This is a genomic window from Ruegeria sp. AM9 (assembly GCF_056540565.1).
Genome location: NZ_JBQFWY010000001.1, coordinates 737,075 through 748,365 on the forward strand (window position 1 = coordinate 737,075; position 11,291 = coordinate 748,365).

Here is an 11,291-nt window from a genome sequence, read left to right on the forward strand (position 1 = left end):
CCCTCCGCAGTCAGGCAGCCCACTCCCATGGCCGGGTAAACGATCCCAGCACCTTACCGACATCGTCCTCCGAGGAGCCGTTGGCGTCAAGTTGCGCGACAAGTCCGCGCTTCTTGTCGTCGATCACCGAGACGACGCGTGCATCCAACCCGGCCTTTTCAAGCGCGCCGTTATAGATGCGGGTGATCGCCTGTTTGCGAAGCTCGGGTTTGAACACCTTGCCCACGGCGGTTTTCGGTAGCTCATCCAGAATGGTCATGTGCTTGGGCTGTGCTGCGCGCTCATGAACATGCACACCGCAATACTCCATCAGCTCTTTCTCGGTCACGCTGGCGCCATCGACCAGTTCGACAAAGGCACAAGGCACCTCGCCCGAATAGGCATCGGGCTGACCAATAGCACCGGCAAAAGCGACGGCATCGTGCCCCAGCAGAGCCTCTTCAATCTCGGCCGGGTCGATATTGTGACCGCCGCGAATGATCAGGTCCTTGGCGCGGCCTGTGATCCACAGATAGCCATCCTCGTCAAACCGCCCCAGATCGCCGGTGCGCAGGTATTTATCGAAGTGGTAAAGGTCGACGTTCTTATCGGCCTCGGTATAGGTGTTGCCCGCATAGACACCGGGGTTCGAGATACAGATTTCGCCGATCTCATCCGCGCCGCATTCCTTGGGGCCATCCGGTCCGCCCTGCAGGATTTTCACATCCGTATAGGGGAACGGAATCCCGATCGAGCCGATTTTCTTTTCGCCATCCACCGGGTTGCACGAGACCAGACAGGTCGCTTCGGTCAGGCCATAGCCTTCAACGATGGTCACGCCGGTCGCTTCTTCAAAACGGCGGAACAGTTCAACCGGCAGAGGGGCCGAGCCGGAAAACGCTGTTTTCACTGTCGAGATGTCCGCGTCCACCGGGCGCTGCATCTTGGCGGCAATCGCGGTGGGCACGGTGATGATGAAGGACACTTTCCAGCGTTCGATCAGCTTCCAGAAATTGTCGAACACGCCGTCGCCGCGATACCCCGCAGGCGTCGGGAACACCACATGCGCGCCCGAGGACACGGCAGCCATCACGATCACATGCACAGCGAATACGTGGAACATCGGCAGCGGGCACATGATGACGTCTTCATCCGAGAACAGCAGCGTATTGCCCAGCCAGCCGTTGTAGATCAGGCCGGAATACTTGTGCTGTGCCACCTTGGGCATACCCGTGGTGCCGCCGGTATGGAAATAGCAGGCGACGCGATCTTCCTTGCTGTCCTGGAAGGTCAGGGTTGCGGGCTGCTTGGCCAGTTCCTGATTGAAGTTCTTGTAGTCTGCGTGGGCCAGATGCTCCTTGTCGCCCATCTTTGGGCGCAGGAATGGCACCAGCCAGGATTTCGGAGGTGTCAGGTATCGGTTGAGGTCAATCTCAAGAATGGTGTTGACTTTGGGCGCGTGGCGCACCGCCTCTTCGACCTTTTGCGCAACGTCGGTCTTGGGGAAGGACTTCAGCGTCACCACCACCTTGGCCCCGGTCTCGCGCAGGATCGCGGCGATCTGTTCGGGCTCCAGCAACGGGTTGATCGGGTTGACGATCCCGGCCACCGCGCCGCCCATCATGGTGATCAGCGTTTCGTTACAATTCGGCAGCACATAGGCCACCACGTCTTTTTCGCCGATGCCCAGCGACCGGAACAGGTTGGCGGCCTGATTGACCTTGCCCAACAGTTCGGACCAGGTCAGCGTCTCGGCCTTGTCGGTCGGGCCGGACAACAGCTGAAAGCTGATCGCATTGCTGTTGGGGAATTTCTCTGCAGTACGTGACAGCAACTGGTGAAAGGTGACCGGAACATCGCGGTCCTCCCACGACATTTCCTGCTCCATCCTTGCCTTGTCTTCCAAACCCACAAAGGCCATGTGGTTCCTCCCTTATCTCTCCCGTGTCCGGCACGGGTTTTGTATCCACCGCCAAGATGGAAGCAAAACCGCGCAGGTTCAAGAAAGGCCTTAGCTGTGAAGGCATCAAAGGGGTAGAATGACGCTGCGGACTTAGTTGTATTGCCCCAGCGTCACCTTATTCGGCGGCCATACCGTCGGTGAATTGCAGGCGCGCCAGACGGGCATACAGGCCGTCCTGCGCCACCAGATCGTCATGGGTGCCCTGCGCCACGATGCGTCCGGCCTCCATCACCACGATCCGGTCGGCCTTTTTTACCGTCGCCAAACGGTGCGCCACGATCAGCGTGGTACGGCCAGCGCGCATCTGATCAACAGCGCCCTGCACCGCCCGTTCGCTTTCCGCATCCAGCGCCGAGGTCGCCTCGTCCAGCAGCAGAACCGGCGCGTCGCGCAGGATCGCGCGGGCGATGGCGATGCGCTGTTTCTGGCCGCCCGACAGCATCACGCCGCGTTCGCCGACAAAACTGTCATAGCCTTCGGGCAGCGCAGAGATGAAGTCATGCGCGGCGGCGGCGTGGGCAGCGGCTTCGACCTCAGCATCCGAGGCGTCCAAACGGCCAAAGCGGATGTTCTCACGGGCCGAGGTGGCAAAGATGATCGGATCCTGCGGCACCAACGCCATGTGGCGGCGGAAGTCGGCCCGGTCGATGTCACGCAAATCAACGCCGTCCAACATGACCTGCCCCGAGGCCGGGTCATAGAACCGCTGGATCATCTGGATGACGGTTGTCTTGCCCGCCCCAGAAGGACCGACAAAAGCCACCGTCTCACCCGGATTGACCTGCAGCGACAGGTGTTCCAGCGCCACCACATCAGGGCGCGAGGGATAGCGGAAGGTCACGTCGTCAAAACGAATCTCACCGCGCACAGGTGATGGCAGCGCGATCGGTTTGGCCGGATCGTTGACTGTGTCCTGCGCGTTCAGCAGCTCGACCAGACGCTCGGTCGCGCCAGCGGCGCGCTGCAGCTCGCTCCAGATTTCCGACAGGGCCGCGACCGATCCCGCCATGATGATCGAATAGATCACGAACTGGATCAGCACACCTTCGGTCATCACGCCGTTGCGGACGTCATTCGCGCCCATCCACAGCACGCCGACAATGCCGGTGAACACCAGGAAAATCACGATGACTGTCAGAACCGCACGGGTCTGGATGCGGCGCAGCGATACGACATAAGAGGTCTCGGTCATGTCATCGAACTGCTTGCGGCTGGCCTGTTCGTGGGTGAAGGCCTGCACGGTCTGCACCGCACTCAGCGCCTCTCCTGCGTTGCCGGACGACGCCGCGATCCAATCCTGATTTTCACGGCTGATCACACGCAGACGGCGCCCCAATAGCAGAATCGGCACCACCACGATCGGGATCAGCAGCATCACCATCCCGGTCAGCTTGGCCGAGGTCAGCAGCATCAATACCAAACCGCCAAGGAACAACAGCATGTTGCGCAGGGCGATAGAGACGGACGAGCCCAGCACCGACTGGATCAATGTCGTGTCGGTGGTGATCCGGCTCAGGACCTCTCCGGTCATGATGCGTTCGTAAAACTCGGGGCTCATGCCGATGACGCGATCGAACACGGCCTTGCGGATATCAGCCACCACGCGTTCGCCCAGACGGGTCACCAGCGCATAGCGCAGGCCGGTGCCCACGGCCAAAACCGCGGCAATGCCCAGTGCGGCCAGAAAGTACCAATCCAGCAACTCGCCATCTTCGATACGGAAATTGTCGACCACGCGGCGCACGGCCAGCGGCAGCGTCAGGGTCATGCTGGCGGTCAGGACCAGCGCCAGCGTCGCACCGATCATCAGCAACCGGTACGGCAGCATGAACGGCCAGAGTGACGCCAGAACGCCAATCTTCCTGGAACCGGCGCGCTCTTCGCTGGCGCCTGGCGCGGATTGCTGTGCCGGACTGGCTGAGGCTCTTCTTGCCATGCTTGGTCCTTAACTCATGTTCGCATTCATTCGCCCGCTTCTTGGCGGCAGTGCACCGCCGGGTCAAGCTTCGCAACGCGAATTGATCCCTTCTCAGGGCCATTTGACGCAGAAATTCGGGGCTGACTTGGAGCGGGCGGCGGGAATCGAACCCGCTTCATCAGCTTGGAAGGCTGAGGTAATAGCCAGTATACGACGCCCGCTCAGCGCAGGTCGGTTTAAGCGATGCGCCTGACGCCGTCAAGCGCCGTTCGACGGTAGATTCCGATTTCTGCCGACGACCACAAGTGACCGCTCCGCTAGCCTTGCGCGGGAAGCCAATTACATGAGTCGAGACCGGACGAAATCCGGATCGTCGACGCATATTGCAAAGGCTGCGCGGTTGTTTGGCCGATCAAGGACGCCGGATAGGTTGTCGCGGCTGCCAGCGCCTCGTGCAACGGCACACCGACCTGAGTGACCAGATTGTGGATGGCCGTGGTCAGGTCCAGATCAGCCCCGGCCAGGGTTCCATCCGCAAGCGTCAGACGCCCGTCGGTGCGCGCGATCCGGCGGCCCTCCAACTCGAACGCAGTCTGGTCGGTTCCTGCGACGGCCATGGCATCGCTAACCAGAAAGACCTGACCGGGCGCGGTTTTGGCGGCCCATGCGGCGCGCATCACCTCGGGGTGAACATGGATACCATCGGCGATCAGCCCCGCTGACAAACCACCATTGGCCAACGCCGCCCCAACCAGACCCGGCTCGCGGCTGCCCAACTGGCTCATGGCGTTGAACAAGTGCGTCACACAGCGCGCACCCGCGGCGGCATAGCGCTGGCACGTCGCAAAATCCGCATTGGTATGGCCCAGTGACACCAGAATACCAGCCTCGAACAAAGCCTTCACTTGTTGCTCGGAAACAGATTCGGGCGCGAGGGTCACCTTTAGGCACGGCAATTCACTCGCCGCCGCGATCAGAGCCGTCAGATCAGCCTCCTCCATCGGGCGGACCAACGCCGCGTCATGGGCCCCCTTGCGTGCAACGGACAGGTGCGGCCCCTCTAGATGCAGCCCGGCCACGCCCGGAACACCGGCGCGTACGGCCTGTATTGTGGCCTCGATGGCGGCCTGCGTTTTCTCGGGCGTGTCGGTGATCAGGGTCGGCAGCAAAGATGCCACGCCCAAACGGCGATGCGCATCGGCAATTCGTCGGATCGTTTCAACCGACGGGTCATCGTTGAACATCACCCCATCGCCGCCATTGACCTGCAGATCAACATATCCGGGGCACAGGATATCTCCGTTCAGGTCGATGACCTGACCTTGGTTTTTCGCCTGCTCTTCAGACTCAAGCGCCGCCAGCGCGCCATCATGAAAAACCACCGCCTGACCGAAATGCAGGCGCCCGCCATCGAACAGCGCCCCGTTGCGAAATGTCACTGAACCTGCGGTCATACCGTCTCTGTCACCTTTCTCAGATGGCGCGGTGCGTCCGGGTCGATTCCGCGGGCACAGGCCAGAGCTTCGACCATACTGTAGAATGAGGTGATGGTGGCAATAGGGTCGGTCAGCCAGTGATCGGTTCTTGTCACCGGCAGGCTCTGTGCGCGGGTTACCCTATCGGTCGCCGCGAACACCGCAGCCCCTTTGACGGCCAGAGCATCGGCGGCTTCGGCTGTTGTCTTTTCCGCCGCGTCCGCTGCGGCGAAGACGATGGTGGGGAAGCCCTCTTCCACAATCGAGACCGGCCCATGCAGAACCTCGGCCGCCGAATAGCTTTCGGCGTGGATCTGACAGGTTTCCTTGATCTTCAGCGCGGCCTCATTGGACATGGCAAAGGACGGGCCGCGGCCCAGCGTGAACAGCGACCGTCCGGTGATCGCCTCGGCCACTGCCGACCAGTCGCACTGCGCGGCCTGCGCCAAATGGCCCGGCAGGGATCGGATCGCGCCGGACAACTCGCTGTCGCCCTTGATCTCTGCCAGCAGCCACAACCCGGTTACAAGCGAAGTGACAAAGGTCTTGGTCGCTGCCACACTCAGTTCCGGCCCGGCGTGAAGGGGCAGCACCGCATCCGTGACCCCGGCCAATCGCGAGCTTTCGTCATTGGTGATGGCCACAGTCACCCCACCCCCGGATTTCAGCGACCGTGTCATTCCGACGATATCCGGGCTTTGACCGGACTGCGACACCGACACGCACAACGCCCCCCTGGCCCGCAGATCCACACCATAGATCGAACTGACCGACGGCCCGACCGACGCCGCAGGCAGGTTCAGCAGCAATTCGGCGGCGTATTTCAGATACAGGCAGGCATGATCGGACGACCCCCGCGCCACCGTGATCAGGAACCGGGGATCGGCGTCTCTGACCAACGCAGCCGCGCCCTTGATGTTGGTCGCGCCCTGGCTCAGCAGCCGGTCAACCGCATCGGGGATTTCCAGAATCTCCTGACGCATTTTCGAGCTGTGTTCAGACATGTTTTTCCGGCCTTTCCAACTATAACCGCAACTCGGCGACAAAGTCATAGGCGTCACCGCGATAAAGCGACCGGGTCAATTCCGCGACCCGACCATTCTTGAGGAATGAAATGCGTTCGATATTCAACCCGGCAGCCCCTTCGGGCACGTCCAGCAACTCGGCCTCACGCGCCGCCAGATTGAGCGCCGAGATTTTCTGCACCGCACGCACCGGCCGCCGGCCCAGACTGTCCAGCACTTCATAGAGTGAGGTCGTCACCTCGATCGGGTTCGGCAGGATATCCAGCGGCAATGCGGCGCGTTCCAGCGCCAGCGGGCGACCATCCGCCTCGCGCAGGCGGTAGATGCGGGAAATCTGTTCTCCGTCTTTCAGGCTCAGCGCCTCGACCTCTTCCGGGGTTGGCGCAAAAACGCCGCGCTCCAGCCATTTCGAGGTCGTCCGCATTCCCCGGCTGGACATGTCCTCGGTGAAGGATGTCAGATGCGTCAGCGATTGCTCAACCCGCGGCACACGTTCGCGAATGAACGAACCCGATCCCTGCCGCTGTTCGATCACGCCCTCCTGAACCAGTTCCTGAATCGCCTTGCGCACGGTGACCCGCGACAGATCGGTGATCTCGACCAGTTCCCGTTCCGAGGGCAGTGACGCGTTCGGGGCCAGCACGCCAGTATCGATCCCCTCTTGCAGCCTGCGCCGCAATTGGACATAGCGCGGCCCTTTTTCGGGGCTCAGCCAACGGTCGGCGCGCAGAAAGTCAGAGATGCTCATGGCGTATCTCCTTCGCCATGGCCAATGCGCCGGCCAGGGGCTCGCCTTGCGGGGCGCGAATGGCGGATTGCATCGCTTTCGGCAGGTAGGCCGCATACTGCCCTGCGATCCCGCCAGTCAGGCAGATTGCCCTGCCCGATTGCCAGCCCAGCCGCTTTGCGGTTTCAGCGATGTAGCCCGCCCCGGCCCGCAGGATTTGCGCGGCAACAGAGTCGCCCGCCTGCGCGGCAGACGTCACCGCAGGTGCAAGCGCGCCAAACTGCGCGGGCGTCGCAGCCCCGGCGAAAGCCACGATACCCGCCGGACCGTTCAGATCGGCCAGCAGCTTTTGCGTCAAGCCGGTCTGAACCTGTGTACCGTCAAACGCGCACAGTGCCTCAGACAAGGCCCGGCGCCCGACCCACTGGGCCGAGGCCTCATCCCCCAGAACCGCGCCCCAGCCCCCGGCAAACCGCATCGCACCTTCCAACTGAACCGCAAGAAAGGACCCGGTGCCGCAATGCACGATCAACCCATCCTGCGCGCCCAACGCACCACGCACGGCGGCGGGGCGGTCATCCTCGATTCGCGCGCAGGTCAAACCCAGCGCATCGCGCAAGCGCCCCGCAATCACGGCATCGGTAACGCCCGCAAGACCGATGAATGCAGGCCAGTCGCGCAGGTCCGCGACCTCCACGCAGGCCCGCCGGGACAAGGCTTCAAGCCCAGCCCGAATCTGGGCCAGCGCCGCGTCAAAATTGGTCGAAACATTGGCGGAACCCGTTTCAACGCAATGCATCACGCCATTGACCTCACAGGCCACACGACAACGCGTTCCGCCACCATCCACCGCCAACACGGCGCTATTTCGAGACTCGGTCATGACAATACCATTATAATACCTTTTGAAATTGGAAAAGCCTAAATTCCGCAGCAATCTTGAATTCACGCCCTGTTTTTGTTGAAAGCACCCAATTTTCCTCACGACAAAAGAAAAATATGGACAGGTGGTATTAGATAGGTATCGTATAGCGAACACACGAGGGGATTCTCTTGACGCTGCCGCCGACCGAACAATTGCACCCTGACGCCTTACAGCTGACCCAAGGCAACCTGGTCAGTGCCGCACGCGCACTGGCCGAGGGGCAGATCGCGGCGGCCACCGCCGTCCGGGGCGCACTGGACAACATCGCCCGCGGCGCCGAGGCCATGGCGGCAACGATCCGCGCCGACGGGGTGCTGCATTTCGTGGCCGCCGGATCGTCAGGCCTGATGGCTGCGGCCGACGCGCAAGAGTTGGGCGGTACATTCTCAATCCCCCCTGCCCGCCTGCGCATTCACATGGCCGGAGGCTTGCCGACCGGCGTCCAGATGCCGGGCGGAGCCGAAGACGCCACAGACGGTCTGGAGAAGGCGATGGGAGAAGTGACCGCTCGCGACACGGTGATCGCGGTGTCGGCCAGCGGCTCCACGCCTTACACGGTGGCAGCCGTGAAGGTCGCCCGCGTGCGCAACGCCACGGTGATCGGCATCGCCAACAACGCAGGTAGTCCACTGTTGCAGGATGCAAACATTCCGATCCTTCTGGCCACACCGCCCGAGCTGATCTCGGGCTCGACCCGCATGGGTGCGGGAACGGCTCAGAAGATCGCGCTGAACATGCTTTCGTCGCTGATGGCGGTCGAGTTAGGCCATGTGCACGCCGGGATGATGGTCAATCTGCACGCCGATAACGACAAGCTGCGGGCGCGTGCAACGGGGATCGTCGCCCGGATCGCGGATGTGGATGCCATTACTGCACAGCAGGCGCTGGATGCAGCAAACGGCGAGGTAAAACCCGCCATCCTGATCGCCGCGCAGGGCCTGGCTCTGACGCAGGCCCACACGCGGTTGCAGGCCTGCAAGGGGATTCTGACCGCCGCACTGGCGCAAAACTGACAACGACAAACAAACGGGAGAAAACAATGACACACAAAAGCCTGAAGCTGGCCTTGCTGGGTACGACCCTGATGGCCACAAGCGCCCTTGCCGAGGACGTGACGCTGACCATCGAAAGCTGGCGCAATGATGACCTGACCCTGTGGCAGGACCAGATCATCCCCGCTTTCGAGGCAAAGCACCCCGGCATCAAACTGGTGTTCTCTCCGTTTGCTCCAACAGAATACGACGCGGCACTGAACGCCAAGCTCGAAGCTGGCTCGGCAGGGGACATCATCACATGCCGGCCCTTTGATCGCTCACTTGGGCTCTATGACGCCGGGCATTTGTCCGACTTGTCCGGCCTGGGGGCCATGTCGAACTTCTCGGACGTCGCCAAATCGGCCTGGCAGACGGATGATGGATCCGCTACGTTCTGCGTTCCGATGGCGTCGGTGATCCACGGGTTCATCTACAACAAAGACGCCTTCGATGAGCTGGGAGTTGCCGTCCCAACGACCGAGGACGAATTCTTTGCCGCGCTCGATGCGTTCAAGGAAGACGGAACTTACATTCCCATGGCGATGGGCACCACCGATCAGTGGGAAGCGGCTACCATGGGATATAACAATATCGGCCCGAACTACTGGAAAGGCGAAGAAGGTCGTCTTGCGCTGATCGAGGGCTCGCAAAAATTGACCGACCCTCAATGGGTTGAACCCTATGAGACGCTGGGCAGGTGGAAAGACTATTTGGGCGATGGTTTCGAGGCGCAGACCTATCCTGACAGTCAGAACCTGTTCACCCTTGGCCGTGCGGCCATCTACCCTGCGGGCAGTTGGGAGATCTCAGGATTTAACAACTTGGCCGACTTTGAAATGGGCGCTTTCAAGCCTCCGGTCCGCAACGCGGGTGACACCTGCTATATCTCGGACCACACCGATATAGGAATCGGCATGAACGCCGCAACAGCTCACCCAGACGCCGCAGCCACATTCCTCTCATGGGTCGCAAGCCCTGAATTTGCCGAAATTTTCGGCAATGCTCTGCCCGGCTTCTTCCCGCTGTCAAATGCGCCGGTCGAATTGCAGGACCCGCTGGCGAAGGAATTTGTAGGTTGGCGGGACGATTGTGAATCGACCATCCGCTCGACCTACCAAATCCTGTCGCGCGGCGAGCCCAATCTGGAACTTGAGACGTGGAACGCTTCGGCCAATGTGGTTCGGGGCGCCGAGAGCCCTGCCGACGCCGGTCAGCGCCTGCAGGAAGGTCTGTCCAGCTGGTACGCTCCGCACCAGTAACCTGATCCCTACCCGGGCGGAGATGCCCGCCCGGGTACACCCGACACCCCTTTGAAAGCAGTCCAATGAACCGCCTCCGCTTCCGCTGGCATATCGTCGTGTTTCTGGCCCCGGCCGTGCTGGTTTATACGGCAGTGATGATCTTTCCGCTGTTCAATACACTGCGTCTGGCACTGTATTCCGAGGTGGATCAAAGCCGCGTGTTCGTCGGGTTGCAGAACTTTCGAACCCTGTTTTTCGACCCCATCTGGTCCGAGCAGTTCTGGAACGCCCTGGGCAACAACTTCTGGTTCTTCCTGATTCACATGCTGGTGCAGAACCCCATCGGCATTGCCTTGGCCGCGCTACTGAGCCATCCGCGCCTTCGCTTCGCTGCGCTGTATCGCTCGGCGATTTTCATTCCAACGATCCTAAGCTTTGTGATCGTGGGTTTCGCGTGGAAGCTGATCCTGTCGCCGATATGGGGCATCGCGCCTTCGATGCTGGACGCCATCGGATTGAAATCCCTGTTCGCACCGTGGCTGGGGAAAGAGGAATACGCGCTCACCACGCTGGCGCTGATTTCGGTCTGGCAGTTCGTGGGCATCCCGATGATGCTGATCTATGCCGCCCTGCTGACCATCCCCGAGGAAATCCTTGAGGCCGGAGAGATTGACGGCATCACTGGGGCCTCGGCCTTCTGGAAGATCAAGCTGCCGCTGATCCTGCCCTCGATCGGCATCATCTCGATCCTGACCTTCGTGGGCAACTTCAACGCCTTCGACCTGATCTATGCCGCGCAAGGCGCGCTGGCGGGGCCGGATTTCTCAACCGATATTCTGGGCACCTTCATGTACCGCACGTTCTTTGGCTTCCAGCTGCAACTGGGCGACCCGCATATGGGATCGGCCATCGCCGGGGCCATGTTCGCGATTATCCTTGTGGGCGTCTGTATTTACCTGTTCGGCATCCAGACCCGGATGCGCCGGTATCAACTGTGAGGGGCC

General features: G+C 61.3%; 9 protein-coding genes and 1 tRNA gene. 3 read left to right on the top strand and 7 right to left on the bottom strand.

Going from position 1 to position 11,291, the window contains the following annotated elements; all coding sequences use genetic code 11:
- Positions 1 to 10 precede the first annotated feature (10 nt).
- The 7 genes from ACR0DO_RS03725 to ACR0DO_RS03755 all read right to left on the bottom strand — a co-directional run bounded on the left by ACR0DO_RS03725 (position 11) and on the right by ACR0DO_RS03755 (position 7,970).
- Positions 11 to 1,900 (bottom strand): acyl-CoA synthetase, encoded by a 1,890-nt coding sequence (locus tag ACR0DO_RS03725; RefSeq protein ID WP_480556786.1) that lies wholly within the window; start codon positions 1,898 to 1,900, stop codon positions 11 to 13.
- A gap of 157 nt (positions 1,901 to 2,057) precedes the next feature.
- Positions 2,058 to 3,878: an ABC transporter transmembrane domain-containing protein gene (locus ACR0DO_RS03730; RefSeq protein WP_480556787.1), complete on the bottom strand. Its 1,821-nt coding sequence runs from the start codon at positions 3,876 to 3,878 to the stop codon at positions 2,058 to 2,060.
- Positions 3,879 to 4,006: 128 nt separating this feature from the next.
- A tRNA-Gly gene (locus ACR0DO_RS03735) sits at positions 4,007 to 4,081 on the bottom strand.
- Positions 4,082 to 4,177: 96 nt separating this feature from the next.
- The gene (gene nagA, locus ACR0DO_RS03740; protein WP_480556788.1) at positions 4,178 to 5,314 is read right to left on the bottom strand and encodes an N-acetylglucosamine-6-phosphate deacetylase; all 1,137 of its coding nucleotides are present in this window, start codon (positions 5,312 to 5,314) and stop codon (positions 4,178 to 4,180) included.
- Complete coding sequence (locus tag ACR0DO_RS03745) at positions 5,311 to 6,339, bottom strand: SIS domain-containing protein (RefSeq protein ID WP_480556789.1); 1,029 nt, start codon at positions 6,337 to 6,339, stop codon at positions 5,311 to 5,313. Before ACR0DO_RS03745 ends, nagA begins: the two co-directional genes overlap by 4 nt.
- Positions 6,340 to 6,358: 19 nt before the next feature.
- Positions 6,359 to 7,108: a GntR family transcriptional regulator gene (locus ACR0DO_RS03750; RefSeq protein WP_170440953.1), complete on the bottom strand. Its 750-nt coding sequence runs from the start codon at positions 7,106 to 7,108 to the stop codon at positions 6,359 to 6,361.
- Entirely contained in the window at positions 7,095 to 7,970 is an 876-nt protein-coding gene (locus ACR0DO_RS03755; protein ID WP_480556790.1) for a glucosamine kinase nucleotide-binding domain-containing protein, read from the bottom strand. Before ACR0DO_RS03755 ends, ACR0DO_RS03750 begins: the two co-directional genes overlap by 14 nt.
- Before the next feature lie 170 nt (positions 7,971 to 8,140).
- On the opposite strand from ACR0DO_RS03755, the gene ACR0DO_RS03760 reads away from it, so the two are divergent.
- The 3 genes from ACR0DO_RS03760 (at position 8,141) to ACR0DO_RS03770 (ending at position 11,285) form a co-directional block, all read left to right on the top strand.
- Complete coding sequence (locus ACR0DO_RS03760; protein ID WP_480556791.1) at positions 8,141 to 9,025, top strand: N-acetylmuramic acid 6-phosphate etherase; 885 nt, start codon at positions 8,141 to 8,143, stop codon at positions 9,023 to 9,025.
- Positions 9,026 to 9,051: 26 nt separating this feature from the next.
- Complete coding sequence (locus ACR0DO_RS03765) at positions 9,052 to 10,305, top strand: ABC transporter substrate-binding protein (protein ID WP_480556792.1); 1,254 nt, start codon at positions 9,052 to 9,054, stop codon at positions 10,303 to 10,305.
- A 65-nt stretch (positions 10,306 to 10,370) separates the two neighbouring features.
- Positions 10,371 to 11,285 carry a carbohydrate ABC transporter permease gene (locus tag ACR0DO_RS03770; protein WP_480556793.1) on the top strand — a complete coding sequence of 305 codons (915 nt, stop codon included), beginning with the start codon at positions 10,371 to 10,373 and terminating at the stop codon, positions 11,283 to 11,285.
- Positions 11,286 to 11,291 lie beyond the last annotated feature (6 nt).

Excerpts from the sequence above, each read along its gene's own strand:
- ACR0DO_RS03730 (WP_480556787.1), bottom strand. The coding sequence starts at position 3,878 with ATGGCAAGAAGAGCCTCAGCCAGTCCGGCACAGCAATCCGCGCCAGGC.
- ACR0DO_RS03755 (WP_480556790.1), bottom strand. The coding sequence starts at position 7,970 with ATGACCGAGTCTCGAAATAGCGCCGTGTTGGCGGTGGATGGTGGCGGA.
- ACR0DO_RS03750 (WP_170440953.1), bottom strand. The coding sequence starts at position 7,108 with ATGAGCATCTCTGACTTTCTGCGCGCCGACCGTTGGCTGAGCCCCGAA.
- ACR0DO_RS03725 (WP_480556786.1), bottom strand. The coding sequence starts at position 1,900 with ATGGCCTTTGTGGGTTTGGAAGACAAGGCAAGGATGGAGCAGGAAATG.
- ACR0DO_RS03745 (WP_480556789.1), bottom strand. The coding sequence starts at position 6,339 with ATGTCTGAACACAGCTCGAAAATGCGTCAGGAGATTCTGGAAATCCCC.
- ACR0DO_RS03770 (WP_480556793.1), top strand. The coding sequence starts at position 10,371 with ATGAACCGCCTCCGCTTCCGCTGGCATATCGTCGTGTTTCTGGCCCCG.
- nagA (WP_480556788.1), bottom strand. The coding sequence starts at position 5,314 with ATGACCGCAGGTTCAGTGACATTTCGCAACGGGGCGCTGTTCGATGGC.
- ACR0DO_RS03765 (WP_480556792.1), top strand. The coding sequence starts at position 9,052 with ATGACACACAAAAGCCTGAAGCTGGCCTTGCTGGGTACGACCCTGATG.